At 72.6% G+C, this 26,786-nt stretch carries 22 protein-coding genes; 10 read left to right on the top strand and 12 right to left on the bottom strand.

Annotated elements, in window-relative coordinates; all coding sequences use genetic code 11:
• Nucleotides 1–568: 568 nt before the first annotated feature.
• A complete protein-coding gene (locus G6R20_RS09450) occupies nt 569–1,882 on the bottom strand; it encodes an acyltransferase (protein WP_163376231.1) in 1,314 nt (437 codons plus the stop codon).
• A 142-nt stretch (nt 1,883–2,024) separates the two neighbouring features.
• Here G6R20_RS09450 and G6R20_RS09455 point away from each other — a divergent pair, with 142 nt between their 5' ends.
• A complete protein-coding gene (locus tag G6R20_RS09455) occupies nt 2,025–3,317 on the top strand; it encodes a DUF3068 domain-containing protein (RefSeq protein WP_240341366.1) in 1,293 nt (430 codons plus the stop codon).
• A gap of 397 nt (nt 3,318–3,714) precedes the next feature.
• On the opposite strand, the gene G6R20_RS09460 is transcribed toward G6R20_RS09455, so the two are convergent.
• Nucleotides 3,715–4,935 (bottom strand): polysaccharide biosynthesis protein, encoded by a 1,221-nt coding sequence (locus G6R20_RS09460; protein ID WP_163376233.1) that lies wholly within the window; start codon nt 4,933–4,935, stop codon nt 3,715–3,717.
• 105 nt (nt 4,936–5,040) lie between these two features.
• Here G6R20_RS09460 and G6R20_RS09465 point away from each other — a divergent pair, with 105 nt between their 5' ends.
• The gene (locus G6R20_RS09465) at nt 5,041–7,014 is read left to right on the top strand and encodes a hypothetical protein (RefSeq protein ID WP_163376234.1); all 1,974 of its coding nucleotides are present in this window, start codon (nt 5,041–5,043) and stop codon (nt 7,012–7,014) included.
• Here G6R20_RS09465 and G6R20_RS09470 read toward each other — a convergent pair.
• The gene (locus G6R20_RS09470; protein WP_163376235.1) at nt 6,995–8,215 is read right to left on the bottom strand and encodes a glycosyltransferase family 4 protein; all 1,221 of its coding nucleotides are present in this window, start codon (nt 8,213–8,215) and stop codon (nt 6,995–6,997) included. The two genes, G6R20_RS09465 and G6R20_RS09470, sit on opposite strands and share 20 nt — an antisense overlap.
• 70 nt (nt 8,216–8,285) lie before the next feature.
• Between G6R20_RS09470 and G6R20_RS09475 the strand changes: the two genes are divergently transcribed.
• Nucleotides 8,286–9,104 (top strand): class I SAM-dependent methyltransferase, encoded by an 819-nt coding sequence (locus G6R20_RS09475; protein ID WP_096907448.1) that lies wholly within the window; start codon nt 8,286–8,288, stop codon nt 9,102–9,104.
• A gap of 36 nt (nt 9,105–9,140) precedes the next feature.
• Entirely contained in the window at nt 9,141–10,652 is a 1,512-nt protein-coding gene (locus tag G6R20_RS09480) for an aldehyde dehydrogenase (protein WP_240341367.1), read from the top strand.
• A gap of 85 nt (nt 10,653–10,737) precedes the next feature.
• Here the strand turns inward: G6R20_RS09480 and G6R20_RS09485 are convergent, their stop codons facing one another.
• The 7 genes from G6R20_RS09485 to G6R20_RS09515 form a co-directional block, all read right to left on the bottom strand.
• Nucleotides 10,738–11,400: a response regulator transcription factor gene (locus tag G6R20_RS09485; RefSeq protein WP_067715955.1), complete on the bottom strand. Its 663-nt coding sequence runs from the start codon at nt 11,398–11,400 to the stop codon at nt 10,738–10,740.
• A gap of 98 nt (nt 11,401–11,498) precedes the next feature.
• The gene (locus G6R20_RS09490) at nt 11,499–13,076 is read right to left on the bottom strand and encodes an ATP-binding protein (protein ID WP_163376236.1); all 1,578 of its coding nucleotides are present in this window, start codon (nt 13,074–13,076) and stop codon (nt 11,499–11,501) included.
• The gene (locus G6R20_RS09495) at nt 13,073–13,909 is read right to left on the bottom strand and encodes a hypothetical protein (protein WP_163376237.1); all 837 of its coding nucleotides are present in this window, start codon (nt 13,907–13,909) and stop codon (nt 13,073–13,075) included. The genes G6R20_RS09490 and G6R20_RS09495 overlap by 4 nt, the downstream gene beginning before the upstream one ends.
• Before the next feature lie 161 nt (nt 13,910–14,070).
• Nucleotides 14,071–15,897 carry a phosphoenolpyruvate carboxykinase (GTP) gene (locus G6R20_RS09500; protein WP_096906647.1) on the bottom strand — a complete coding sequence of 609 codons (1,827 nt, stop codon included), beginning with the start codon at nt 15,895–15,897 and terminating at the stop codon, nt 14,071–14,073.
• Nucleotides 15,898–16,014: 117 nt separating this feature from the next.
• Nucleotides 16,015–16,428, bottom strand: coding sequence for a DUF6802 family protein (locus G6R20_RS09505; protein WP_069389409.1), 414 nt, complete (start codon nt 16,426–16,428; stop codon nt 16,015–16,017).
• Nucleotides 16,425–17,723: a hypothetical protein gene (locus G6R20_RS09510; RefSeq protein WP_240341368.1), complete on the bottom strand. Its 1,299-nt coding sequence runs from the start codon at nt 17,721–17,723 to the stop codon at nt 16,425–16,427. The genes G6R20_RS09505 and G6R20_RS09510 overlap by 4 nt, the downstream gene beginning before the upstream one ends.
• A complete protein-coding gene (locus G6R20_RS09515; protein WP_163376238.1) occupies nt 17,720–18,445 on the bottom strand; it encodes a hypothetical protein in 726 nt (241 codons plus the stop codon). Before G6R20_RS09515 ends, G6R20_RS09510 begins: the two co-directional genes overlap by 4 nt.
• Before the next feature lie 147 nt (nt 18,446–18,592).
• Between G6R20_RS09515 and trmB the strand changes: the two genes are divergently transcribed.
• From trmB to G6R20_RS09540, 5 genes are all read left to right on the top strand, one after another.
• Nucleotides 18,593–19,351, top strand: coding sequence for a tRNA (guanosine(46)-N7)-methyltransferase TrmB (gene trmB / locus G6R20_RS09520; RefSeq protein WP_163376239.1), 759 nt, complete (start codon nt 18,593–18,595; stop codon nt 19,349–19,351).
• A 65-nt stretch (nt 19,352–19,416) separates the two neighbouring features.
• A complete protein-coding gene (locus G6R20_RS09525) occupies nt 19,417–20,073 on the top strand; it encodes an NYN domain-containing protein (protein WP_069390031.1) in 657 nt (218 codons plus the stop codon).
• 10 nt (nt 20,074–20,083) lie between these two features.
• Complete coding sequence (locus G6R20_RS09530; protein ID WP_163376240.1) at nt 20,084–22,633, top strand: MMPL family transporter; 2,550 nt, start codon at nt 20,084–20,086, stop codon at nt 22,631–22,633.
• A 64-nt stretch (nt 22,634–22,697) separates the two neighbouring features.
• The gene (locus G6R20_RS09535; RefSeq protein ID WP_163376241.1) at nt 22,698–24,029 is read left to right on the top strand and encodes a YbhN family protein; all 1,332 of its coding nucleotides are present in this window, start codon (nt 22,698–22,700) and stop codon (nt 24,027–24,029) included.
• Complete coding sequence (locus G6R20_RS09540) at nt 24,026–24,406, top strand: DUF3054 domain-containing protein (protein WP_240341369.1); 381 nt, start codon at nt 24,026–24,028, stop codon at nt 24,404–24,406. Before G6R20_RS09535 ends, G6R20_RS09540 begins: the two co-directional genes overlap by 4 nt.
• 27 nt (nt 24,407–24,433) lie before the next feature.
• Here the strand turns inward: G6R20_RS09540 and G6R20_RS09545 are convergent, their stop codons facing one another.
• Nucleotides 24,434–25,489: a glycoside hydrolase family 25 protein gene (locus G6R20_RS09545; protein ID WP_096906653.1), complete on the bottom strand. Its 1,056-nt coding sequence runs from the start codon at nt 25,487–25,489 to the stop codon at nt 24,434–24,436.
• Between the two features lie 244 nt (nt 25,490–25,733).
• Between G6R20_RS09545 and G6R20_RS09550 the strand changes: the two genes are divergently transcribed.
• A complete protein-coding gene (locus G6R20_RS09550) occupies nt 25,734–26,006 on the top strand; it encodes a hypothetical protein (RefSeq protein ID WP_067715983.1) in 273 nt (90 codons plus the stop codon).
• Nucleotides 26,007–26,083: 77 nt separating this feature from the next.
• Here the strand turns inward: G6R20_RS09550 and G6R20_RS09555 are convergent, their stop codons facing one another.
• Nucleotides 26,084–26,773 (bottom strand): pentapeptide repeat-containing protein, encoded by a 690-nt coding sequence (locus tag G6R20_RS09555; RefSeq protein ID WP_096906654.1) that lies wholly within the window; start codon nt 26,771–26,773, stop codon nt 26,084–26,086.
• Nucleotides 26,774–26,786: the final 13 nt, after the last annotated feature.

The following is a 26,786-nucleotide window of genomic DNA, read 5'->3' on the forward strand; positions in this document are numbered from 1 at the left end:
GGCGCGAACTGCGCGTGCCGTCCGCGCCGCGCGAACGCGTCCTGGTGATCCCCGAATCCGTCACGCCCGCGTGGCAGGCCCGGCTCGTCGCCGACGACGGCACCGACCTGGCCGACCCGCGTCCGGTCACCGTCGACGGGTGGAAGCAGGGCTGGGTGCTGCCCGCCACCACCACCGGCGCCACCCTCGTGCTCACCGTGCCGCTCGACGCGCCGTACCGCGCGGCGCTGCTCACCGGGCCGCTCGCGCTGCTGCTGGTCCTGCTGCTGTTCCTCGTCCGCGGTAGCCGTGACCGGGCGGGGGCCCGCGCCACGCCGTGGCGCGGGCGCGGACCGTTGACGGTCGCCGCGACCGCCGCGTTCGGGTTCGCGGTGGCCGGGCCGGTCGGGCTGGGGGTGACCGCCGGGCTGACCGTGGGTGCGCTGGTGGCGAGTCGGTACCTCGGAGCCGGGCGGGCCCGGCACCTGCTCGTCGTGGGGGCCGGGGCGGGGATCGTCGCCGGCGCCGCGGTGCTGTCCCGCGCCCCGTGGCCGGACCCGCTGGGCTACGCCGGTGACGGCTGGGGGCCTCAGGTCGCGACGGTGGCGGGGCTCGTCTGCGCCGGGCTGGCCGTCAGCTGGCCGTCAGCTGGCCGTCCGCGCGGCGCGCGCCGGGGTGCCAGCCAGCGTCCGGCCGGCACCTCGACCAGCGCGTAGCTGGCAGCCGCGACCACCGTCGAGACCACCGCGGTCACCAGCCAGATCCGCAGCATCTGTCCGGAGAACATGGGCACCGCCGCGATCTGGAACGCGAAGTGCAGGACCAGGACGTGCCACAGGAACACGCCGTACGACCACCGGCCCAGGGTTGTGAGGACGGTCGAGCCGAGAACGGCGAAGCGCAGCCCGCCGCCGTCCGCGGTGCTCGGGCCTGCGGGGGCGGTGGACGGCGCGCCGGCCGGGGCCAGCGCGGCCGGCGCGCCGGCCGGGGCGAGCGCGGCCGGGGCCAGGAGGCAGAACGCCACCACGGCGCCGAGCGCCGTGCGGAGCGCGAACTCGGGGCCCGACGGATGCACGAAGCCCTCGGTGAACCACTGCGGCACCGTGCTCACCAGCAACGCCGCGGCCGCGACCGCCCACCACCCCCACCGTGCGTGGCGGTGGCGGGCCAGCGTCGCCGCCCGTCCGGGCGGGGCGCAGGCGAGTTCGGCCAGGATCATCCCCGCCGCGAACCACGACGCGAACGCCGGCGGCAGGATCTGGTCGTTGAGCCGGTCGTGCAGTCCCAGCTCGTACCACGGCACGAGCGCCCATCCCAGGCTCGCCACCCCCGCGACCGCGATCGCCGGGATGCGCCACCGCGCCGCCCGCCCGCGCAGCCCCGCGAGCGCCCACCACAGCAACGGCAGCACCAGATAGAAGCTCATCTCCACGGACAGCGACCACGCGTGCGTGAGCCCCTCGACGAGGGAGTCCGGGACGTACACCTGGGTGAGCGTCAGGTTGGACGTCCATGTGCTGGCGGAGCTCCGTGTGTTCCGGGGGATGAGCAGGAACACCGCGGCCACCAGGACGAGATACGCGGGCATGATGCGGACGAGTCGGGAGCGCAGATAGTCGCGGGCGGGCCGGGCGGTCCCCGTGCCTCCCCGGCGTGCGTGCAGAGCGTGCGCGCGCCACAGCAGGAAGCCCGACAGAGCGAAGAACACGGCCACGGACAGGTCGAATCGGCCCCAGACGCGGTTGAGGAACGACCCCGTCGAGGCCCCGGTCTGGAACGCGACATGGGTGGTGAGAACGCCGAACGCGGCGACCGCACGGAGCCCCTCGAGCGCCGGCACGAAGCCCGTCGCCGAGGGCAGTGTCCCGACTCGGTGGTCGGGGGTGCCAAATGCGTTCTTCATCACTGTTAATCTTCTCCTGATGATGGTCCGGTCTGGCAGCCGACCCGGGGACGTTACCCGGGCGTGACCACGGACCGAGGGCGCGACTCCAGGAGGACAACCGATGGCACGACAGAGCAGTTCCGCGGGACGGAGGTCGTCAGTGCCCGCGCTGGTCCTCGTCGGGCTCGGCGCATTCTTGATCACTATCGCACTGGCGCTCGTGTTCTTCGTGGTGCCGGCGCAGAAGAAGACCCCGCTGGACATCAACTCGACAACCGTCACCGAGGTCGCGCCGGGGGCGGTCCTCGTGGGCAGGGCACTGGCGGGCAACGCGCCCACCGAGCTCAACGCGGACCGGCCCGAGTGCCGTCCCGAGGACGGGGCCGAGGCCGCGGCCGGGGACGAGGGAGAGGGCGACGCGCCCGAGGGTGAGGCGGTCGAGACCCAGGACGGCGCCGAGGCCGACGACTCCGAGGTGCAGTTCCCCGTCTCGTGCTTCATCGACAACGACATCCCCCTGTACTCGCAGCGTCGGGTGATGGCCGTCGAGCCGTCGGACGCCGACGTCATCACCCTGCAGGCTGCCCAGTCGCTGCTGCGCGAGGACATCGCGGGCGGCGACGAGGTCGAGGCGCTGATCAACGCCACAATCGACCGCATCACGCTGGACCGCGTCACGGCGCAGCCGGTCGACGAGGCCACCAGCACCCTGCAGGTCGTCGCGGGCGGCGCCGACGACACCGCCCCCACGGGTTTCGTCCGCGAAGGGCTGCAGTACAAGTTCCCGTTCGACACCGAGCAGCGGGCCTACGACTACTTCGACGCCAGCACCTTCACCACCAACCCGATCGAGTTCGTCGGCGAGACGTCCGTCGGTGGGATCGAGGCCTACGAGTTCACCCAGGAGCTCGGCCCGATCGACATGTGGTCCTCGATCCGCGACCACTTCGCCTCGATCTCCGACGGCTACGACCCCGCCGTCGAGTCGATCCTCGCCAGCTACCGCCGCGAGGGCATGACCGCCGGCCAGTGGGGCCTCGAGGGTGACCCCGACCGCCCGGTCGACATGCGACGCTTCTACACCAACACCCGCACGGTGTACGTGAACCCGGCCACCGGCCAGATCATCAACGGCAAGGAGGACATCTTCCAGTTCTTCGCCGAGGACCAGGCCGAGGCCGACGCCTTCTTCTCCGACAAGGCCCGCCTGGAGGAGGAGAAAGCCGAGCCGACCCGCACGGCCGTCCGCTTCCAGTCCGGATGGAACGACGAGACCCAGGAGAGCACTCTGGCCGCGGCGCAGGACAGCGCGGACACGCTCAACACGTTCGGTCGTATCGTCCCGGCGGTGCTGGGCATCCTCGGCCTGCTCTCGCTGATCGGTGGCATCGTGCTGGGCCTGCGCGGGAGCCGCGGCGGCACCGGCGGACGGACCACCCGGACCCGCGCCTGACCTGTCAGACCCCGCGGCCGCTCGCCCTATCCGGAGCGGGGGCCGCACCCGGAGCATCGACAAGAGCGTTCCGCACACATCACCCGAGTGGGAGTGTGCGGAACGCTCTTCTCGTTGGGTGACGGACCCGCGACCGCCGCGCAGCCGCCGCGCAGCCGACCGCGACCGCGACCGCCGCGCGACCGTCGGGGACACCAGCCGCCCGGCTCCCGCGATCTGTCCCTCGGATCGGGCGCTGCGAACCCGCGGCCGGCCTCGACGATCCCGCTCCGCCAGCCGCTTCGCCAGCCGCTTCGCCTATCGGATCACGCGCCACCTAGCGGATCCGGTAGGTGAGTCGCCAACGGATAGGCGACGTGGCTCGGCTCGAGGGCGCGGCCCGCTCGGCGCCCTCGCCTCAGGCGGGGCGCACGCGCAGCGCCCGCCAGCCTGCGGCGACCGTGGTGAGGGCGACCGCGACGAGCGTCGCGCCCAGGACGCCCTCGACGTCGCGGGGCGCGAACCACACCGCGACGGCGGTGAGCACCAGACCGCACCAGGCGATCGCGGCCTCCACCGTCCGGTCGGAGGCGATGCTCGCCAGCAGGAACGCCTGCAGCACGCTCAGTGTCACGCCCAGGGCGGCGAACGCCCACAGCAGTCCGGCCACCGGCCGGTAGGCCTCGCCGACGACCACCGGCACGAGCGGGGCGGCCGCGGCGGCACCGATCACCACGACGGCCCCGATACCCAGCAGGACGCCCACCGCGGAACGGACCGCGCCCCGGTGCCCCGCCGGGTCGGCCATCCGCGGGTAGAGGACGGTGCCCACGGCCTGGGGCAGCCAGAACGCGGCCTTGGCGGCGACCGCCCCGAGCGCGTAGCGGCCGGCGTCCCCCGGGGACAGCAGGGCACGTGCGAGGAGCAGGTCGACGGAGGTCAGGGCCATCATCACGAGCTGCACCTGACCGGCCGCGAGCACCGCCGCGACGCCGGGTGAGGTCGAGGAGGTCCCGGTCGGCGGTCGCCACGCCCCGGGCCCGAGTGTCGAGATCCACCCCGCCACCAGCCAGGCCACCGTCACGCCGACGGCCCCGGCCGCGAGCGCGAGCCCCACGCCCCCGCCCGCGGCGAGGACCGCGACGGCCGGCACCACCTTGCCGGCGCCGGCCAGGGCGAGCACTCCTCCGAGGGCGCGGAACCGTTCGGCGCCCTGCAGCACGCCCTGCTCGGTGGTGAGCAGACAGAGCACCGGGCCGGGGGCCAGCGCGGCGGCGGTGGCCAGGACGGGGGTGTCCAGCAGCAGCGACACCGGGACGACCGCCAGTGCGGCGACCACCGCGACCAGGAGCGCGACCCGTCTGCCGAGCGAGCGCAGGACCCCGTCCGGTACTCCGCGCACGTGGTCGCGGGCGACGACCGCCTGCAACGCCAGTGACGGAACGGCGACCAGCAGCTGCGCGGAGAGCAGGGCGGCGAAGGCGCCGTAGCCCTCGGGCCCCAGCCACCGGGAGGCCGGTAGGTGCAGCAGGTAGGCGGCGATGTTGGCCAGCATCGACCCGGCCGTCACCGCCCCCGCGCCGGTCAGGAAGCGCCTGGTGGCGGTGCCGGGTGCCTCCTCGCGCGCCTGATGGTCCACACCGGGAATCGTAGGGGGCAGCCGCGGTGGCCCGGTGGCTGGCCGCCGGCGGCGCGGCCGCGCGGTGGCGGCGGGCCCCGCGCGCGGGCGTGGTGGAATGAGCGCATGTCGTCCGCTGTCGGTTCCCGTCGCGTGACCTTGCGATCCACCGGGAGGGACGCTGCGGTGGACGCGGCCGTGGGGGCGGTGGTGACCGCCCTGCTGCTGGCGGGGGTGGCGCGGCCCGGGTTCCCCCTGCTCAGGGACTGGGTGGCCACGCCGACACCGCCCCTGTCGGACGCCGCGCTCGGGCTGGGGGAGTCGGCGGCGCGGGCGGTGCCCCAGGACGTGGCGGTGGTGTGGGCGACCCGCGCGCTGCAGGCGGTGGGGTTGCCGGTGTGGCCGCTGACCGGCGTTCTCACCGCCGTGTTCTGCATCTGGTTGGCGGTGGCGGCGGGGGCGCTGGTGCGCCGGGTCCTGCCCGGCGACGCGGCCGCGGGGCTGTCCGGGCTCTGGCTGCGCCTGCCCGCCGTGGTGGGGGCGGTGTGGAACCCGTTCGTGGTGGAGCGGCTGCTGCAGGGGCACTGGTCCGTGCTGGCCGGGACGGCGGCGGTGATGTCGATGCCGGTGTTGTTGGCCTCCTCCGGCGCCCTCGGTGGCGCCCTCGGTGGCGCGCCCGGTCGGCGCCGGGTGGCGGCGGCGTGCGCGGCGCTGGCCGCGGCGGGGCTCACGCCGACGGGCTGGGTCCTCGCGGTCGTCGCCGCGGCGGTGTCGCTGTTCAGCGGCGGTGCGGGTGGCGGTGACAGTGCCGGTGATAGTGCGGGTCCCGCCGCGCGGCCGGGCCGGCGCGTCTGTGCAGCGCTGGCGTTGGTCGCCACGGCCGTGGTCACCGCGCTGCCGTGGCTGCTCGCGACCGCACTCGCCCCGGCCGGGACCGGCACCGCGCCGACCGCCGGCACGGGCGTGAGCGCGTTCGCCGCCCGCGCCGAGCCCGGCATCGGCACCTTCGGGTCCGTGGTCGCCCTGGGCGGAATCTGGAACTCGGAGGCGGTGCCGCCGTCGCGGGCCACGTGGTGGTCGGCCGTGGCGCTCGTGCTGCTGCTCGTCGTGTGGGCGGTGGCGGCGCGCGGGGTGTGGCGGGCGCGCCGCGATCCGGTGGTGCGGGCGACGGTACCGCTGGCGGTCGGGACGTGGCTGCTGGTGGCGGCCGCCGCGACGGGGCCGGGCCTGGCCGCGCTGGAGACCGTCGTCGCCGCGGTCCCCGGCGCGGGTCTGCTGCGCGACACCCAGAAGTTCGTCGCACTGGCGCTCCCGGCGACCGTGCTGGCGCTGGCCTTCGCCGCCCGCGAGCTGGCCGGGCGACTCCGACCGGCCGGGGCGGGCCTGCTGCTCACGGCGGTGGCCGTCGCCGCCGTCCCCGACGCCCCGCGCGCCCTGTGGGACCAGCTGCGGCCGGTCACCTACGGCCAGGACTGGGAGCAGGTGGCGCGGATCGTCGACGGGAGGCCCGGTGACCTGCTGGTCCTGCCGGCGGGGTCCTTCCGCTCGACGCCGTTGTGGGCGGGCGGCGCGGCGGTGCTCGATCCGGCGCCCCGACTGCTCGACACCCGCGTGCTGGTGCCCGGAGACCTGGTCGTCGGCGGGGCTGCCGGCGACGACGCGGCCGCGGTGCCGGGCGAGGGTGATCGCGCGAGGCGGGCCACCGAGGCGCTGCTGCGAGGGGACGATCCGAGCGTCCTGGCCGGACTGGGGGTGCGGTGGGTGCTCGACGAGCGCACGTCCGCCGGCCCGCGCGGGCGGGCGGCGCGGACGCTGGCCGGGACACCGCCGGAGTCGACGACGACGAGGTTCACCGGCTCCGAACTCGTCCTGCACGAGCTGGCCGCGCCGAACGGGCCGGGTGGGGCGGATGCCCGATGGGAGGCCACCGCCGAGCCCGCGGCTCCGGCGTCGGCCCGCGGATGGGTGCTGGCGGCGCACGCGCTGTGGCTGCTCACGCTCGCCCTCGCCGTGGCCGTTGCCAGCGTCTCCACCGCGACCACCACGGCGCGCCGGGACGCGTACGCCGCGGGAGGTCCGGTCAGCCGGCCCGGCCGCTGATCACACCGCTCACGCGCCGGCCCTCGGTGACCGCCCGGAGGACCTGCGCCATCGCCGCTCCGGTGGCGGGCCAGGACAGTCCCACAGCCTTGCGGCGGGCGGCCTCACCCATGCGTCCCCGCAGGTCGGGGTCCGCCAGGAGGCGATCGGTGGCCAGGGTCATGGCCGCGACATCGTCCACGAGGAGGCCCGTCTCGCCGTCGTCGATCGAGTCCCGTAGTCCCGCGGCGTGGTGGTAGCCGACGGTGGGCACCCCGTGCTGGGCGGCCTCGGACACCGCCAGGCCCCAGCCCTCCTTGCGGGAGGGCATGAGGTGCAGTGTGGCCCCGGCGAGGATGCGGTGCTTGGTGGACTCGTCGACGTGCCCGTGGAACCGGACCGCGCCGGTGTCCGGGCCGTCCGGGTCGAGGAGCCCGCGCTCGGCGGCGTACTCACGCAGTCGGTCGGACCACCAGCCGCTGCCGATGACGTCCAGCACCAGGCCGGGCCTGCTCGCGCGCAGGGTGGCGACCACGTCGAGGGCGTCCTCGACGTGCTTGTGCGGCACCAGCCGGGACAACACGACCAGCCGCGGGGCGGCGGTGTCGGTGTCAGGGCCGGGGCCCTCGTGCGCGGCCGGCCCGCCCGGCTCGACGTCCGCCGGGAGCGGGTCGAGTCCGTTGCGCACCACGGCGATGCGCGCGGGGTCCACGCCGAGCCCGGCGAGCTCGTCGGCCGAGGGGAGCGACACGGTCACGTACTGACTGCGCGAGTGCACGCGCGGGGACAGCCACGACTCGATCCACCAGCCGATCCGCGCGACCAGCCACCCGGCCACCGGCCACTGCTCGCGGTGGATGTGGTGGACCAGCACCACCACGGGCGCGGTGGTGGCCAGGCGGGAGAAGAAGGGGACGCCGTTCTGGGTGTCGACGACGACGTCGGGCCGCCGCAGGACACCGAGGGGCCCCAGCCCGATCCTGCCGAACAGGATCGCCAGCAGCGCGCGCGGATAGACGGTGAACCGTCCGCCGGCCCGGCTGAACCGCACCCCGGCCCCGGTGGTGGCGGAGCGGGCCGCGCCCGGTGAGCGCGAGGTCCGGTAGACGACGGTGTGCCCGGCGCCGGCAAGGCCGTCCGCGACGTGCTCGAGGTAGCGTTCGCTGCCACCGCCCTGGGGATGGGTGCTGTCGCGCCAGCACAGCAGCAGGATACGAGCCACGCGGACACTGTACGCGGGCGTCGGGACCGCCGACGGGGTGGTCAGCGCTGCCGCCGGTATCGTCACCGCCGTGATCACCGATCCCGTCCACCGCTCGCCCGCCCTGCGCTCGGTGGCCCGCCGCGCCACCCTCGGTCGGTCGCTCGGATTGCTGCGTTCGTTCCCGCTCGAGCAGTCCGACCCGGACGTCTTCTACTCCGGTCTGGCCCGCGACACCGTCGAACTGGTGGCGGACCTGTGGGAGCGCGCCGGTGACCGGCCGGCCGGGCGGGGCCCCGGGTCCGACACCGGCCGCCTCCCGGGGCTGACGGTGCTGGACGTCGGCGGCGGGCCGGGCTATTTCTCCGACGCCTACGCCGCCGAGGGGGCGCGGTACGTGTCCGTCGAACCGGACGTGGGGGAGATGTCGGCGGCGGGCCTGGACCAGGCGGGCTCGATCCGCGGCAGCGGGATGTCGCTGCCGATCCGATCGGACTGCGTCGACGTGTGCATCTCCTCCAATGTGGCCGAACACGTCCCCGAGCCCTGGACGATGGCCGAGGAGATGTGCCGGGTCACGCGACCGGGCGGCCTCGTCGTCGTCTCCTACACGCTCTGGTACGGACCCTTCGGCGGCCATGAGATGGGGCTGACCCACTACCTCGGCGGCGAGCGGGCACGGCGGATGTACGAGCGGCGCCACGGCCGGCCGCCCAAGAACGTCTACGGCGAGTCCCTGTTCGAGGTGGGCTGCGCCGAGGGGCTCGACTGGGCACGCCAGACCGGATCGGCCGAACTGGTCGCGGCGTTCCCGCGCTACCACCCGCGGTGGGCGTGGTGGCTGGTGCGCGTGCCGCTGGTCAGGGAGGTCCTGGTGTCCAACCTCGTGCTGGTGATGCGGGCCGGGTAGCTGCCCCACGGGGCGCCGTGGACTCGCTACAGTGAGGTGGAACACGTTCTTGTTTTCTACCTCTCGGAGGTCCCCGTGGTCGTCGTCCATGACAAGCTCTTCTCCGGCACCCGCTGGACCGATCCCATCACCACCGGCGTCCTCGAGGTGACCTCGCCGGCCACCAACGCCGTCGTGGGCCGGGTCGCCGAGACCACCACCGAGGACCTGGACGAGATGGTCAGCCAGGCGCGCGACTCGTTCGAGTCCGGCGTGTGGCGCTCCACCCCGCCCGCCGAGCGCGGCGCCCTGCTGGCACGCGTGGCCGACATGCTCGAGGAGCGCCAGGCAGAGGTGTGCCAGATCCTCTCCGACGAGATGGGCACCCCGCCCGGCACCGCCGCCATGATCCAGGTGACGCCGACCCTGGGCGTGCTGCGCTACTACGCCCGCCTGGCCGAGACCTTCCCGTGGTCCGAGGTGCGCCACGGCGACTTCGGCGCGTCGGTCATCACCCGCCACCCCGTCGGCGTCGTCGCCGCCATCACGGCCTGGAATGTCCCGCTCTACCTCAACACCGCCAAGCTGGCCCCCGCGTTGCTGTCCGGCAGCTCGGTGATCCTCAAGCCGTCGTCGGCCACACCGCTGTCCGCGCTGTGGCTGGCCGACCTGTTCCGTGAGGCCGGGCTGCCCGAGGGCGTGCTGTCCGTGGTGACCGGCCCCAGCTCCGTGGGCGACCACCTGGTCTCCCACGCGGACGTCGACAAGATCTCGTTCACCGGCTCGACCGGGGTCGGCAAGCACATCGCCGGGATCGCCGCCCAGAGCCTCACGCGCTGCTCGCTGGAGCTGGGGGGCAAGAGCGCCGCCATCGTGCTCGAGGACGCCGACATCGCCGCCAACGCCGGCACCATGGTCTTCTCCGCCCTGATGAACTCCGGGCAGGCGTGCGTGTCCCAGAACCGCATCCTCGCGCCGCGGTCGAGGTACGACGAGGTCGTCGAGGCGCTGGTGGAGAACGTCAAGGCCATGCCCGTGGGTGACCCGGCCGACGACGGCACCGCCTTCGGCCCGCTGGCCAACCACAAGCAGAAGGCGTCCGTCGAGGACTACATCCGCAAGGGCGTCGAGGAGGGCGCGACCATCGCCTACGGGGGCGGCACGGTCGAGGGACTGCCCGAGGGTGTCGCCGAGGGCGCCTACGTGCAGCSGACCGTCTTCCGGGACGTCGACAACTCCATGACCATCGCCCAGGAGGAGATCTTCGGGCCGGTCCTGCAGGTCATCGCCTACGACACGGTCGACGAGGCAGTGCAGATCGCCAACGACTCCGAGTACGGCCTGGCCGGGGCCGTGTACTCCGCAGACCCGGACGCCGCGCTCGCCGTGGCCCAGCGGGTGCGCACCGGCACGATGGGCATCAACTGGTACGCCTTCGACCCGAGCGCGCCCTTCGGCGGGTTCAAGAACTCGGGCCTGGGTCGCGAGAACGGCCCCGAGGGGCTCGAGGCCTTCTGCGAGCTGCAGAGTGTGCTCATGCCGTTCGGATGGGAGCCCGGCGAGGGCTGAGACCTCGACAGATGTGAAGACCCCCGGCCTCGGCCGGGGGTCTTCACACATCGGACGCGTCGGCGCGGCGCCGACCGGCCGGGTGTCACTCCACGCGGTAACCGACGCCGCGGACGGTCTGCACCTTGTTCTCGCCGATCTTGCGACGCAGGGAACGGATGTAGACGTTGACGATGTTGGAGCCCGGGTCGAAGTCCATGCCCCACACGCTCTCGAGCAGCTGCTCGCGACTGATGGTCTCGCCCTTGTTGCGCAGCAGCATCTCGAGCAGCGAGTACTCGCGGTTGGTCAGCTCCTGGATCCGGCCGTCCACCTCGACCCGGCGGGTGCGGATGTCCAGGCGCATGCCCGCGTGCTCGAGGATGCCCGGGTCCTCGGTGGCCTCGTGCTCGCGCAGCCGCAGACGGATGCGGGCGAGCAACTCGGGCACGCGGAAGGGCTTGACCATGTAGTCGTTCGCGCCGGACTCCAGCCCCTCGACGGTGTTCGCCACACTGTCGCGGGCCGTGAGGATGATGACGGGTGCGGCGAACCCGCGGTCGCGGGCCTCGCGGAGGAGGGTCAGCCCGTCGGTGTCCGGCAGGCCGATATCGAGCAACATCAGGTCGATGTCGGAGATCGTCGACAGGATCGCCTGGGCGCTCTCCCCGTCCACGGCCTCGAGTGCGGTGTACTCCGCGCCGCCGAGTGCCTTCACCAACACCGATCGGATGAGATCGTCATCCTCCACGACGAGAACATTCGTCATGCAACCCTCCTTCTCGAACCCGGAGTATCCCACGGGAGGACATCAGTTGGACGCTGCCCGGTCCCGTGTCCGCGGTTTCGTCCGGGACGTGCGCGGGATCAGCGCGTACCGCTGTCACCCGACGCGACCGGCTCGGCGTCCCCGTCGTCGCGGGGCCGCTTCTCCGGTGGTGGTGCGATGAGGGGGACGACGATGCAGAACACCGCGCCCCCGCCCATGGCGTTGAACGCGAACGCACGTCCCCCGTGTGCCTTGGCGATGGTGGAGACGATGGCCAGGCCGAGTCCGGTGCCGCCCCGGCCGTCGCGCAGTTGGCCGCGAGCGGTGTGGAAACGCTGGAAGATGCTCTCTTCTTCCCCGGGCGGGATCCCCGGTCCGCTGTCGCGGACCCACCACAGGAGCCGGCGGCGGTAGTCCTCCCGCTTGGGCGACGGGGTGACGGGCCCCGCCGCGAACCCGTCGGGCACGGTGGGATCCCCCGGCTCGATGATGCGGCACCCGATCTCGATGGTGTCGCCGGGTCCGGTGAAGCGGACGGCATTGGAGCAGAACTGCATGAGGGCCTGCGTGATGCGGTGCTGGTCGAGTCGGGCCACGCCCTCGGCGTAGGGGAGCACCCGCCAGTCGCGGTCGGCGATCACGTCGATCTTCGCCTCGACGTCCAGCACGAGTTCGGCGACGTCGGTCGGGACGGTCCGGAGGAAGTCGGGACGGTCGGCCCTGGCGAGGGTGAGCAGGTCCTCCACGATGCGGGTCATCCGCGACAGCTCGTCCTGCATGAGGCGGGTGGCCTCGGCGCGCCCGTCGGGGTCGTCGGGCATGAGGTCGAGGTTGCCCTGCACGACGGTCAGGGGCGTCCGCAGTTCGTGCCCGGCATCGTCGAGGAACTCCCGCTGGGTCCGGTAGGCCTCCTCGACGCGTTCGAGCATGGCGTTGACCGTGTCGGCGAGTGAGACGATCTCGTCGGGTCCGTCGGAGGGGACGCGCCTCGACAGGTCGGCGGCGGAGATGGTCTCGGCGGCCTCGCGGATACGGCGCACCGGCACGAGCATCCGCCCGGCGATCCACCACGCGAGTACCGCACTGACGACCATGCCTCCGGCGCTGGCCCAGCGCATGTAGAAGACGACGCGCTGTGTCTCCTGGTGAGTGCCCCGGTCGTTGACGGCGACGACGATGTTGGCCAGCCCGGCGGGGCTCTCGACCGTGGTCTTGCGCCACCGCACCGAGCCGTCGAGGATCCCCGAACTCTCGGTGGAGACCAGGCCGATCCGTTGGATCTGTGAGCGTATCGCCGGCGGGAAGAGCTGGTCCTCCTCGGACCCGTACCGGGAGAGCGTGAACTGGGTGCCCGACTCGGTGGCCGTCCCGACCAACAGCAGCTCCGAGGACGGGTACTGCTGGGCGAGGTACGCCCGGATCAACTGCTCGACCGTGGGGTCCTCCGACTCGAAGGACGGCAGGATCCCGGCCGTCATGAAGGTCGTGAAGTCGGCGGCCTCCCGGTTGAGCCGCGAGTCCATCACCCGTTCGGTGCTGAGGTTCAGCAGTTGGAACGTGAACACCATCATCGCCGCGAACACGGCGGCGGTGATCAACGTGATGCCGAGGGTGATTCGGAGCCGGGCGGAGTGCCACCAACGGATCGGGGCCGACGTCCGTTTCGAGGGGTTCACCTCGGCATCGGGTGGTCGTCGCCGGACGCTCTCGGGCTGGACACCGTCGGGCTCGCCTCCGTCGCGCCCGCCCCCTGCGAGGTCGTTACCGGCCCGCTCGCGGCACGGTCTCCCACGGGAGGTCGGCCGAGCACCGGAGCGCCGCCGGCGGGCGACCGACCCGCGTGTGGGGGAGGCCCGGTCTCGTCGGCATGGGCCGGTCGGCCGGTCTCTCCGGCGTGGGGCGGGGGCCCGGGCAGCGGGCCACCTGCTGCGGGCGGTCCGGGAACGGACACGGGAGGCCGACCGGCATCGGGCGCCGGTACGGCGGGACGGCCGCCCGGCCCGCGGTCGTCAGGCGTGTCGCCTCGATCGACCCCGCCCTCGGAGTGGGGTTCGAAGGTCACCGGCTGGTCGTCCGCCCCGGAGCCGGGACCGGGGCGCGGATCCCGGGGCACGAGGTCGTCCCGGACCCGGTCCGGGCCCTGCCCGGCGCGCGGACCGACGGTGTCCGCGGGAGCAACCCGGCCGTCGACCTGCGGGGGAAGCGGTGCCAGCGGCACGGAGGGCACCGTCAACAGCGAGAGGAACGACGGGATCGGCTCCGGTACGGGCAGGGCCGACCTGCCGTCGATCACCGTGAGGAACGGCTTGATCCCCTCGATGGCGGTGCCCGCGTACTCCTCGTCGACGGCCGGGGACGCGTCCGTCGACTCGCCGGTGATCCCGGCGGTGGCGGTCGGCCCGGCAGGAACGGACGTCGGGGCGGGGAGCCCGAGGCCGGCCACGGCGGCTGCTGCGACGCCGCTCGCCACGATGGGAAGCGCGATGAGGCCGATCACGCTGGCTCTCATGCCCCTCCTTCCGGGCGGGAACGCTGTTGCCCGCGCAGCCAGTAACTGTGACATCAACAAGGGCAGTAGTACAGGGCTTCGCCCAGATTGTAGAGGCGGACGGGCCACACCGGGGAATGGTGTGGCCCGTCCGCGTGGGTCTTTCCGTGCAGGTGCCGGTGTCAGCCGAGCCGCTCCTTGAGGGCGGCGAACTGCTCGTGGACCTCGGCCGGGACCTTGGGTCCGCAGAACTCGAGCCACTCGGTGATGAGCGGCAGCTCGCGGCGCCACTCCTCGGGGTCGACGGCCAGGGCGGCCTCGACGTCCTCGATCGGGGTGTCCAGGCCGGTCATGTCGATGTCCGCGGCGCGGGCGGTGATGCCGGCGGCGGTCTCGTCACCCTCCACGCGACCCTCGATGCGGTCCACGACCCACTTGAGCACGCGGCTGTTCTCGCCGAAGCCGGGCCACACGAAGCGGCCGTCGGCGCCCTTGCGGAACCAGTTGACGAGGAAGATCTTGGGCATCTTGTCGCCGCCCCGGGCGCCCATGTCGACCCAGTGCTGGAAGTACTCGCCGACGTTGTAGCCCATGAACGGCAGCATGGCCATGGGGTCGCGACGCACCGCGCCGACCTGCCCCTCCGCGGCAGCGGTCTGCCCGGAGGACAGGGTCGCGCCGATGTACACGCCGTGGTTCCACGAGTAGGCCTCGCTGACCAGCGGGACCGTGTCGGCGCGGCGACCGCCGAAGAGGATGGCCGAGATCGGCACGCCCTCGGGCGAGTTGAACTCCGGCGCGGTGACCGGGCACTGGTTGATCGGGACGCAGTAGCGCGAGTTGGGGTGCGCGGCGTTGCCGGCCTTGCCGTCGCCCTCCGGGGTCCAGTCGTTGCCCAGCCAGTCGATGAGGTGGTCCGGGGTGCCCTCGAGGTCCTCCCACCACACGTCACCGTCGTCGGTCAGCGCCACGTTGGTGTAGATGGCGTTGCCCGGCTCCAGCGTCTTCATGGCGTTGGGGTTGGACGAGTAGTTGGTGCCCGGGGCGACGCCGAAGAAGCCGTACTCCGGGTTGACGGCGTAGAGCCGGCCGTCGGCGCCGAAGCGCATCCACGCGATGTCGTCACCCACGACCTCCGCGCGCCAGCCCTCGATGGTGGGCTGCAGCATCGCGAGGTTGGTCTTGCCGCAGGCGGACGGGAAGGCCGCGGCGATGAAGTGGACCTCGTCGGCGGGGGAGATGAGCTTGAGGATGAGCATGTGCTCGGCCATCCAGCCCTCGTCGCGGGCCATGGCGGAGGCGATGCGCAGCGCGAAGCACTTCTTGCCCAGCAGGGCGTTTCCGCCGTAGCCGGACCCGAACGACCAGATCTCGCGGGTCTCGGGGAAGTGGGTGATGTACTTCTCCTCGTTGCACGGCCAGGGCACGTCCTGCTCGCCCTCGGCGAGCGGGGCACCCACGGAGTGCAGGCCCTTGACGTACTCGCCGTCCGTGCCGATCTTCGCCAGGGCCGCCGAGCCCATGCGGGTCATGATCTTCATCGAGACCACCACGTACGCCGAGTCGGTCAGCTCGATGCCGAGCTTGGGGTCCTCCGCCTCCAGCGGGCCCATGCAGTACGGCACGACGTACATCGTGCGGCCCCGCATGCTGCCGCGGAACAGTCCGGTCATGTGCTCGCGCATCTCGGCCGGGTCGCGCCAGTTGTTGGTGGGGCCGGCGCCCTCCTCGGTCTCCGAGCAGATGAAGGTCCGCGACTCGACGCGGGCGACGTCCTTCGGGTCCGACTGGGCCAGGAAGGAGTTCGGCTTCTTCTCCTCGTTGAGCTTGACGAAGGTCCCGGCCTCCACCATCTCGGTCGTGAGGCGATCCCACTCAGCGTCGGAGCCGTCGGCGAAGACGACCCGGTCCGGCTGGGTGAGCTCGGCGACCTCGGCGATCCACGCGAGCAACTCCGCGTGATCGGTTGGTGCCTGACCCTCGAGGCCGGGAATGGTGGTGGTGGTCATCACAGCTCCTCGCGCGTGGTGCATGGTGTTAGTCACAGAGTATCGTCAAGCGTTGTCGACTGCTCAGTCGCAGCCCCCTTTGCACACCCGGACATGAGGGATTCCTCAGGTCGCCGGTCAGATGTGGCCGTGGTCGATGCGTTCCCACCGGGCGGGCGACGGGAAGTCGCCGGTCGTGTCCCCGCGAGCCTCGTTCGTGAATCCCCCGAAGGGCACGCCCTCCGCGGGGTTCGCCAGCCGCCACGAGTCGTAGCTGCCGTCGAACCGCACGGTCGAGACGTGGTCGACGGTGCCGTCGCCGTCGGCGTCGGTGTACACGGTCAGTCCCCGGTCGTCGCCGAGGGTGACCGCCTCCATGAAGCCGTCCCCGTCGAGGTCCGCCTCGGGGGAGCCGAGGTCGAGGACGTCCTCGCCCACGGGCACGTGCAGTCCCAGCGACGAGGGTTCGGCCAGCGGGGCGTCCTGGAGGCCGCACACGTCGGGCGCCGGGTGGTGATCGAAGGAGTCCGCACCGAACAGCGGATCGGTCATGAGGGACTCCCTGTCGTGGGGGCCGGCGGGGCGGTCTGTCCCGCGCGGGTGGCTCGGATGCGGCGTTCGAGGTCGGCGACCCGGGGGCCGGGATCGTGGGCGAAGCCGTCGGTGATGGTGGCCTCCGCGGCGAGGATCCTCGAGCCGAGTGACTGCTCGGCATCGGCCCGCAGCGCCGCGAGCCTGTCGGCCACGGCCGCGACGGTGTGGGTGCGCAGCGCCTGCGTGCGGCGAACGGTGACGGTGATCCACCCCAGCACCACACCGCACAGGAGGGCGAGCGGGATGACCACCGCCGCGACCCCGGGGATCTCGGCGAGCGGGGACAGCAGCATGCGCCCCACCCCGGTCCCGCCGGCGGCACCCATGACCATGACGAGCAGTTCCTCGCCCGTGTTGCGCGGCGGTCGACCCGGGGCGATCCCGCTGGTGGGCGGGGGGATGCGGGGACCCGCCGGCGCGGCGGCGCCGAGATGGCGGGCGACGAGGGCGTCGGCGCGGCGGTCCGCGCGGGCGATGGTGCCGGCCACCGCGGCGTCGGCATCGGCGGCGAGCTGGTGGACCAGCGCGTCGACACGGGCGCGGGGGGCCGCAGCGAGTTCCTCGCGCGCGCGTCCGCCGAGGTCGCGCACCGACCGGTGGAGATCCTGGACGACCTGCATGCGCAGGGCCTGGACGTCCTGCCGCAGTGCCTGGGAGCGGGTGGTGATGGCCTCGGTGCGACGCGCGAGGAGCCAGTCGACGGTCGCGACGGCCGGGTCCGGTGGCGGTGTACCGCCGGGGGCGGGAGGCGCGGTGGGCGGACGGCGCACGCCGGAGGCGAGGACGGCGACGGCGGCGAGCAGCGCGGCCGGGGCTCCGGGGTGACCGTCGTCGATCACGTGGACCGGCGCCGTCACACCCGCCTCGGCCAGGCGCCGGGTGGTGACGTCGACCGTCTCCGACAGGCCCTCGGCGGTGCACTGGTCGGCGCGCCCGGCCAGGGCGACCGCCAGCGGCAGGCGGGCGGCGACGCCGCGCGCGACCTCGACGTCGTCGGGGCGTACCGGGCACACGGCGTCGACGACGAGGACAGCGGCGTCCGGCCGGTCCTCGGGTGCCGCGTCGACGAGCACGCGGATCCGGGCCCCGCCATCGACGGTCGGGGCCGCGGCCGAGGTCAGCGCCTCGGCGACGGCGGGCGCGGCGGAGTCCCGTGCGCCCAGGACCGCGATCGTCAGGTCACGGGGCGGGGAATCGCGGTGCGGGGAGTCGCGAGACGGGGAGTCGCGGGACGGAGCGGGCGCGGCGGTCACGACGGACCCGGTCCGGTGAGTACGCAGAGGGCGGCCTCCGCGAGTTCGCCCACCTCGTCGTGGACAGCGAGGCGTTCCAGTTCCGCCTCGAGACGGGCCACCCGGACCGTCGCCAGGGCGTCCAGGGCGCGGTCGAGAAAGGACACGACGCCGTCGACCGACCGGTGCCCCGGCTCCCGCGCGTCCACGGCGGGCAGCCCACGGGCCCACCGCGGCAGGACCTCGTCGTCGTCGTCGCTGCCGCTGCCGCTGTCGCTGCCGTCGTCACCGCCGCCACCGACACCCGTGGCCACCACCAAGAGGGCGTGCCGGCGCGGGCGCCGCACCCACGCCTCCTCGTGGCGGCAGGGGGCGGTGCGCAGGCACACGATCTCCACATCGGGCGCCGTCGTGGCCGGCGCGCCGGGAGCGGCGAGCACGTCGAGGTCGTCGACCTGTGCCCGCCACCCGCGACGCGCCCGCAGCGCCGCGGCCAGGGTGCGGCGCCCCGACCCCAGGCCGCCGCGGATCCGGATGTCGACGGGCGCGTCGAAGCGCGCGAGTGCCTCCTCCACCGGGCCGTGCACGCCCGGGTCGGACCCGGCCGGTCCGGTGGCGGGCTCGACCGACCGCCCGGAGCGTTCCCGGGCGGAGGAGACCAGGCGCCGGACGCGCGCGGCGGGATCCGGGCTCTCGGGTCGCACCGGGGCCTGGGGCTCGGTGTCGTGGGTCACGGTCGGCACGCGGTAATCGTGACGCGGGGATCTGCCCGCGGCAAGACCTTCCCCCAGGCAGGGTCACCCGCGCGGCGCGGTGGGCGGCCCCGCGGCGGGGACGGGGACGCCCGGTCGGATTCGTAACCCGACCACGGATTACGGGATGATGGCCGGGTGAACCAGAGCGAGAACCCCGCCCCGGCGGCTGACGGGACCCCGGACGACGGTGTCACTCCCGACGACAGTGCCCGTCTGTTCCCCCGGGTGACGGCCTACCGGTTCCGCCGCGGAACCCTGCGGCCGGGCCAGCAGCGCAACTGGGAGGAGCACTGGCCCACCTACGGACGCAACGTCTCCGACGAGACCGTGGACCCGGAGCAGATGTTCGGGCGCCGCGCACCGTTGATCGTGGAGATCGGGTCCGGGACCGGGACCTCGACCGCCGCGATGGCCGCCGCCGAGCCGGACGTCGACGTGATCGCCGTGGAGGTCTACCAGCCCGGACTGGCACAGCTGCTGGGCATGATCCTGCGCGAGGGGCTCGAGAACGTGCGCATGATCCGCGGCGACGGCGTGGACGTGCTCACCAACATGATCGCGCCGGCGAGCCTGACCGGCGTCCGCGTGTTCTTCCCCGACCCCTGGCCCAAGGCCCGCCACCACAAGCGGCGGCTGCTGCAGTCCGGCACCTTCGAGCTCATCGCCTCACGCCTGGCGCCCGGCGGCGTGTTGCACGTGGCCACGGACCACGCCGACTACGCCGAGTGGATCGGCGAGACCGGCGACGCCGAGCCCGCGCTGAGACGGCTGGACCCCGCGACCGACCTCGGGCACGTACCGTTCAGTCTTGACAGACCCGTGACGAAGTTCGAGGGCAAGGGGCTGCAGGAGGAACGAGTGATCAACGAATTCCTCTGGCGTCGTACGAACTGACGCCCCTTCTCCACAGCCCCCGAACCACGACGACCGAGGCGGACGCGATGACCCCACCTGACGAGATGCGCAACCACGACACGACGGACGTGGTCACGCCCGACGCCCCGGGAGTGGTGCTCCTGGTGTGGGACGCGCCCAACGTCGACATGGGGCTGGGGTCCATCCTGGGCGGCCGCCCCACCGCGATCTACCGGCCGCGCTTCGACGCGCTCGGCCGCTGGCTGCTCGGGTACACCGCCGACCTGTCCCTGCAGACCGAGGACACCCTCGAGGCCGAGGCGACGGTCTTCACCAACATCGTCCAGGGCACCTCGGACAACGTCCGGCCGTGGGTCGAGGCGCTGCGCAACGTCGGCTTCGCCGTGTTCGCAAAGCCCAAGACCAGCGACGACTCCGACGTCGACGAGGACATGCTCCAGCACATCGACCTGCGGGCCGGCTCCGGCCGCCTCGCGGGCGTGGTGGTGGCGTCGGCCGACGGTCAGGCGTTCCGCGAACCGCTGGAGGACCTCGCCCACGACATCCCGGTCACGGTGATCGGGTTCCGCGAGCACGCCACCTGGGCCGTCCAGCACGACACCATCACGTTCCTCGACCTCGAGGACATCCCCGGTGTGTTCCGCGAGCCGCTGCCCCGGGTCAGCCTCGAGAACCTGCCCGACGAGGGTGCCTGGCTGCAGCCGCTGCGGCCGCTCACGGCCCTGCTCACCTCGCGCTAGGAGTTCCCCGGTGTTCAACTCACTCGGGCGGTTCGTCGCCCACCGCCGCGTGCTGGTCCTGGTGTGCTCGGTTCTCGTCATGGCGTTCATCAGCCTCGCCGGAACCGCGTTCGGCAACCCGTTCGGTCAGGGCGGGTTCGAGGACCCCGACAGCGGGTGGGCGACCGCCGAACAGCTCGAGCAGGAGGCGTACGGACGCGACGCGCTCGGCGACGTCGTGGTGTCGTACCACGCACCCGAGGGCACCTCGGTCGACGATCCCGCCTTCCAGGACCCGATCCGCGCCTCGCTCGAGTCGATCCGCACCGAGCACCCCGACGAGGTCACCGGCGTCACCAGCTTCGTGTTCAACCAGTCCCCGGCCCTGGTCAACAGGGACGAGGGCATCGTCGTGGCCTCCATCCAGATCGCCGGCGAGGACGAGGAGATCCTCGAGAACTTCCGGGTGATCGAGGACGAGATCGCCCTCGACGGAATCCAGACCGACGTCGCGGGTGTGCAGGCGGTCGCCGGTGCGCTGCAGGACGGGATGGACGCCGACCTGGTCCGCGCCGAACTCATCGCGCTGCCGCTGGTGTTCCTGCTGCTGATCGTGGTGTTCGGCGGTGTCGTGGCCGCGTTCATGCCGGTCGCGGTGGGCGTGCTCACGATCCTCGGTTCGCTCGGGGCGCTGCACCTGCTGTCGCTGGTCACCCCGGTGAACTCCTTTGCCCAGAACGTGGTGACGCTGATCGGCCTCGGCCTGGCGATCGACTACGGCCTGTTCGTGGTGAGCCGGTTCCGGGAGGAGATGGCCGAGGGCTACCCACCGGACGCGGCGGTGCGCCGGGCGGTCGCCACCGCCGGACGGACCGTGGTGTTCTCCGCGGTCATGGTGGGCGTGACCCTGTCCGGGCTGCTCATCTTCCCGCAGGCGTTCCTCAAGTCCGTCGCCTACGGCGCGATCGCCGCCGTCATCCTCGCCGCCGCACTGTCGGTGACGCTCCTGCCGGCCGTGCTGATGCTGCTCGGTCACCGCATCGACATGCTGGGCATCAAGCGGCTGCAGCGTCACCGCTCGCGCGAGCAGGTGGAGAACGGCCTGTTCGGTCGCATCGCCGACTTCTCCATGAAGCGTCCGGTGGCCGTGGCCATCCCCGTCGTCGTGGTGCTGGTCGCGCTCATCATCCCGTTCTCCGGCGTGAAGTTCGGTGGCATCAACGAGACCTACCTCCCGCCGGACAACACCACGCGCGTCGCGCAGGAGCAGTACGACGAGAACTTCCCCGGCACCCGGACCGACCCGGTCAAGCTCGTGGTGATCGGCTCCGACGGCGGCACCCTGTCGCAGATCCGCTCGGCGGCCAACGAGGCGCCGGGTCTGACCGGTCCGTTCCAGTTCGCCCGTTCGGGCGAGCAGGACGCGCAGGGCCGCGACGTGGTGGTGTTGCAGACCGGCGTGGTCGACCGGAACGACGCCGCCGACACCGTCGAATATCTGCAGTCGTTCCCGATCCCCGCCGACACCGAGGTGTACGTCGGCGGCAACCCCGCCATGGAGCGCGATTCGGTCGAGGCCCTGGTCGACGGTCTGCCGTGGTTCGTGCTGTACGTCCTGCTCGCCACCACGCTCCTCATGCTCCTCGCGTTCGGGTCGCTGGTGCTGCCGATCAAGGCCGCGATCATGAACCTGCTCGGCCTCGGTGCCACCCTCGGCATCCTCACCTGGATCTTCGTCGACGGGCACCTGTCCGGGTTGCTCGGGTTCACGGCCGGCCCGCTCACCTCGCCGGTCGTGGTGCTGCTCATGGCGATCATCTACGGGCTGTCCACGGACTACGAGGTGTTCCTGGTCTCGCGGATGGTCGAAGCACGCTCGCGGGGCGCTCGGACGACGGAGGCCATCCGCAGCGGAGTGGCGAACACCGGCCGGATCATCACCTCGGCCGCGCTCATCCTCATCGTGGTGACCGGCGCGTTCGCGTTCTCCGAGATCGTGATGATGAAGTACATCGCGTTCGGCATGATCGCCGCGCTCATCATCGACGCCACCGTGATCCGCATGCTGCTCGTGCCGGCGGTCATGCAGATGCTCGGCACCGACAACTGGTGGGCGCCCGGGTGGATGAAGCGCGTCCAGGAACGGATCGGCCTCGGCGAGGCGGAGATCGACGACGAGCCCGAGCTGCTCACCGGCCGACCCGCCACCACCGGCGCGGCCGAGCCGGTCCCCGCCGCGGACTCCGGGGTCTCCGCGGATTCCGCGGGCGCCGGACGGACAGAGGTCGCCGGACCCGCCACCGCCGTGGCCGTGCTCGACCGCGAGCCCGGGGCCGAGCCGGAGCTCGAGCCGGAGGCGGAGTTCGAGCAGGAGCTCGAGCCGGAGGCGGAGTTCGAACCGGAAACCGAGCCGGAGCCGGAGTGGCAGTCCGAGTCAGAGCTCGAGCCGGAGGCGGAGTTCGAGCCGGTCCGTGACCCCGAGTACGACGAGGAACCCGACATCACCGAGGACGGGAAGATCCCCGCCTCCGACCTGATCGCCCGTCTGATGCGGGAACGTCAGCAGGGGCGCGACGCGTGACGCTCGCCAGGGCCCTGCGGTGTGGGTCCTGGGCCGGGTCGGATCCTTTGGTTATGGTGGGTCGATGATGGGCACGCGGGGCGCCGAGGCGCGGCGTCGCATCCGGGTGGTCCTGGGCAATCCGTGGTTCAAGGCCATCGCGACCCTGACTGTCCTGGGCTTCATCCTCTACTGGCTCCGTGGCCAGATGCCGTTCTTCGCCGAGGGATTCGAGGCCGTCACCCGCCCGCACTGGGGTTGGGTCGCGGCCGCGCTGGTGTTCTCCTACCTGTCGATGTCGAGTTACGGCTCGGTACAGAAGCTGCTGCTGCAGTCCGCCGGTGTCAGGGTGGGCTACTGGGGCAGCGTCGGCCTGGTCTTCTCCGCCAACGCGTTCTCCACGAGCATCCCGGGCGGCCAGGTCTTCGGCACCACCCTGACGTACCGCAAGACCCGGCAGTGGGGAGCCACCCGCGTCGTCGCCTCGTGGCAACTCGTCATCTCCGGCGTGCTGTCGACCGTCGGCATCGTCCTGCTGGCGCTGCTCGGCTTCTTCCTGGTGGGGACGGTGTCCAACCCGTTCCTGCTGGCGCTCTCGGCCATGGGTCTGGTGGGGATCGTGGTGGTGGTCCAGTGGGCCGCCCGGAACCCCGACAGGATCGAGGGGTCTCTCCTGGCGCTCCTCGAGTGGGTCAACGCGCGGCGTCGCAAGCCCGCCGACCACGGTGCCGCCGCGGTGCGCAAGGTCGTCGAGCAGGCCGAGGCCGTCGAACTGACCAAGACGCAGTTGTCCAAGGCCTTCGCGTTCTCCCTGCTCAACTGGGTCGCCGACATCGGCTGCCTGTGGGCGGCGGCCAACGCCGTCGGTGCCCAACACAGCATCGGCGGGCTGTGCATCGCCTACGTGACCGGCAAGATCGTGGCCAGCGCGCCCATCACCCCCGGCGGGCTGGGGACCGTGGAGTTCGCGCTCATCACGACCCTGACCGCGGGCGGGCTCGGCGCGCATCAGGCGTTCGCGACGGTGTTCGTCTACCGCATCGTCAGCTTCGTGCTGGTCGCCCTGGCCGGCTGGGTGGTCTTCTTCCTCTTCTACCGGGGTGCCGTGGACCTCGACCCCGACGCCGACCCGGACGACGCCGACGACCCGGGGGAGAACACCTCGTCGTCGTCCCCCTCTCCGTCCCCCGCGGCGGCGTATACCGCCGCGTCGCGGCAGACCGTCGCGGCGGCCCCGCCGGCCGGGATTTCGGCGATGTGGCCGCTCAAGGGCACACCGTGGCGGCCCCACGTGCACCACGACTCGGGTCCCATCCCGCTACTGCGCGTGCGTGAGGACGGGGTCGTGGACGACGAGGCCGGCGATGCGTCCTGCTCGGTCAGCGCGAGCGAGCGACGGGAGGGGAAGAGACGGTGAGTCGTGTGGCCGTGCCGGTGATGATCGTGCTCGATGCGGTGTTGGTGGTGGTGTTCTCCACGTTCGGCCGGGGCGCGCACTCCGAGGGGCTCGGCGTGGCCCAGGTCTGGGGTACGGCGTGGCCGTTCCTCATCGGGCTGGCAGTGGGGTGGCTGATCCTGCTGACGACCCGCCGCCCGCCCGCCGCCGTCGGGTCGGGCGTACTGCTGTGGCTGGCCACGCTGGTGGTGGGCATGGTGATCCGCGGTCTCGGTGACGGGCGTGTGCCGCACTGGAGCTTCATGGTGGTGGCGGGCGTCGTCACCGCCGTCCTCCTCATCGGATGGCGTGCGATCCGCTCCGCCGTGGTGCGGCGCCGCGAACCCGCACCGCGCTGACATCGCCGGAGGCCGGCGCGTTCCGGGTCAGCGCATTCCGGGCGGCAGCTGGGCCACGACCTCGCGGGGGATCTCGATGGTCTCCGGCAGGCGCACCCCGTCCGGGGCCGGCAGGTCGCGCGGTACGGGGATCGTGAACGGCTCGACCGGGACGGGTGCCTCCGGCGGGATCCCGGCGGGCGCCTCGACGATCTCGCGGTCCGACACGAGCTCTGGGGCGGGCGGGGGAGGCGGCGCCGGTGCGGGCTCCGGTGTGGATTCGGGTGCGGGGGCTGGCGCGGGTGCGGGTGCGGGTGCGGGCTCGACGTGGCCGAGCCAGGCGTGGAGGTCGTCGCGGGTTCCGGCGAAGACGTTGAGATCCACGCCGTCGGTGAAGCCGGGCACCTCACCGGTCTCGGAGCGCTGCCAGAACAGCCACTCGTTCCAGCCGCCGATCACGGGCAGGGTGGGCTCGGAGACCCCGTACTCGGCGAGCCACAGCGGGAACTCGGCGAAGCGGTGGGTGTTGGCCATCCGATCGATCCAGAAGTAGCGGTAGGTGTAGAGGATCGGCGCGCGGCCGGTCCGGTGGGCGAGAGTGTCGAGGAAGACCTGCGTCCAGTCGGCCAGCTCGGCGGGGTCGAGGCCCTCGTCCTTCTCCAGATCGAGCACCGGCGGGAGCTGCGGGCCGCCGACGGACTGCAGTCGGTCGGCGAACGCGTGGGCCTGCTGCGCGGGGTCCATGGCGGGGCGCGCCATGTGGTAGCTGCCGACGAGCATGCCGGCGGCGCGGGCGTCGGCCACGTCGGCCTCGTAGTAGCGGTTGGCGGGTCCGGTGCCCTCGGTGGCCTTGATGAACGCGAAGGACTGCCCGGACGCGGCGGCCGCGTGCCAGTCGACGCCGGCACCGTGCGGATGCTGCCAGCTCGCGGCGTCGACCCCCTGCGCGAGGCCGTGGTAGGCGGGCGCCAGGGGGACGCCGGCGTCGGCGCGCGGGGAGATGACGACGACGAGGAGGCCGAGAGAAAGGGCTGCTGCAGAGGCCACGGCGACGAGAAGGCGGGGAAGGGGGGCGCGTCGGGCCGACGGTCCGGCAGATGTCATGGGCTGAGTATGTTGCAACCCCTTCAGTCACACAAGCAACTCACGCAACATTTCTCACATCTGTCCAGTTCCGGCCCGGGCAGCGGACGCGGTGAGGCGCCGGAGGGTGGCCGGAGAGCGACCGGAGAGTGGCCAAGATCACGGGTTGATCACAACCTGTAACACGCTGCCCCACGCGTTCGATGACCTGGTTTCCTCACCTACGATTAAGGCAATCCCACCGACCAGTCGGGAGTGCCCCTCAATGAACAATGCGATCGACCTGACCACCCCGCGTTACCGCCAAGACCTCGTGACCGAGGTCGATGGCCCGGGCGACGACCCCTTTCTGGAGGTGTCGGTCGCCGAGACCGTGATGCTGGACGAGCACGGGGCGGGGCGGGGGGTTCCGGAGTTGCGGCTGCAGACCGGGGCGGAGGGCATCACGCTCACCGATCGTGACCAGATCCTGCAGCTCCAGGCGATCATCAACCGCGCGGTGAACCAGTGGCGCGAGTCCGCCTCGCACCTGATTTGAGCTCTCCTCGAGCGACTCGACGCGCTGCGCCCTGACGTCGGGCGGTCGGATGCGGGCGGCCGGATGTGGGTGACCGGTCAGTCGACCCGGATCCCCGCCTCGCCGATCAGCGCCAGGCCCACGCCCAGCACCTGGTCGGGCGAGATGAGGGCGCCCCGCAATGCCGACGCCCCGCGTAGGTCCTCCAGGTCGGCGCCGCGCAGGTCCACGGCCGAGAGGGTGGCCCGGTCGAACGCGGCACCACGCAGGTCGGAGCCCTCGGTGGTCAGATCGGCGATGCGCGCCTCGAGCAGGTCGGCCTGCCGGCACCGTGTCGAGGCGAGGCGGACCCGCTGCAGTCGGGCCATCCGTAGGTTGATCATGTCCGCGTGGCAGTCCTCGAATGTCACGTCGGTCAGTCGTGCGTCGGACAGCACGATCCCGGTCAGTCGGCAGCCCGCGAACCTCACGCGGGTGAGCGAGGCGCCGTCGGCCACCAGTCCCGACAGGTCGCAGCCGCTGATCACGACATCGGTCAGCCTCAGGCCGTCCGCGCGGGCGCCGCTCAACCGGAGGTTCTCGAGTGCGGATTCCCGGATCTCCATCCCGCCGATCTGCGCCGCGCCCTCCTCCGGGTCGGGCGCGTGTTCGGCGGCGGCCAGGACCCCGTCCCACAGGCCGTCCGTCTCGAGTTCGGTGCGCGGCGGCTCGAGCTGCTCCCGTCTCGGGATGACGGGGGCGGCGGGTGGACGGGGTGAGTTCGAGCGGCGACGCAGCGGTGGGGGCACGGCCGTCAGCGTA

The organism is Dietzia sp. Alg238-R159 (genome assembly GCF_900537145.1).
Lineage (GTDB): Bacteria > Actinomycetota > Actinomycetes > Mycobacteriales > Mycobacteriaceae > Dietzia > Dietzia kunjamensis.

Coding starts and splice junctions, on each gene's coding strand:
- G6R20_RS09450 (WP_163376231.1), bottom strand. CDS start 1,882: ATGAAGAACGCATTTGGCACCCCCGACCACCGAGTCGGGACACTGCCC.
- G6R20_RS09465 (WP_163376234.1), top strand. CDS start 5,041: ATGTCGTCCGCTGTCGGTTCCCGTCGCGTGACCTTGCGATCCACCGGG.
- G6R20_RS09485 (WP_067715955.1), bottom strand. CDS start 11,400: ATGACGAATGTTCTCGTCGTGGAGGATGACGATCTCATCCGATCGGTG.
- G6R20_RS09495 (WP_163376237.1), bottom strand. CDS start 13,909: ATGAGAGCCAGCGTGATCGGCCTCATCGCGCTTCCCATCGTGGCGAGC.
- G6R20_RS09500 (WP_096906647.1), bottom strand. CDS start 15,897: ATGACCACCACCACCATTCCCGGCCTCGAGGGTCAGGCACCAACCGAT.
- G6R20_RS09505 (WP_069389409.1), bottom strand. CDS start 16,428: ATGACCGATCCGCTGTTCGGTGCGGACTCCTTCGATCACCACCCGGCG.
- G6R20_RS09525 (WP_069390031.1), top strand. CDS start 19,417: ATGCGCAACCACGACACGACGGACGTGGTCACGCCCGACGCCCCGGGA.
- G6R20_RS09535 (WP_163376241.1), top strand. CDS start 22,698: ATGATGGGCACGCGGGGCGCCGAGGCGCGGCGTCGCATCCGGGTGGTC.
- G6R20_RS09545 (WP_096906653.1), bottom strand. CDS start 25,489: ATGACATCTGCCGGACCGTCGGCCCGACGCGCCCCCCTTCCCCGCCTT.
- G6R20_RS09550 (WP_067715983.1), top strand. CDS start 25,734: ATGAACAATGCGATCGACCTGACCACCCCGCGTTACCGCCAAGACCTC.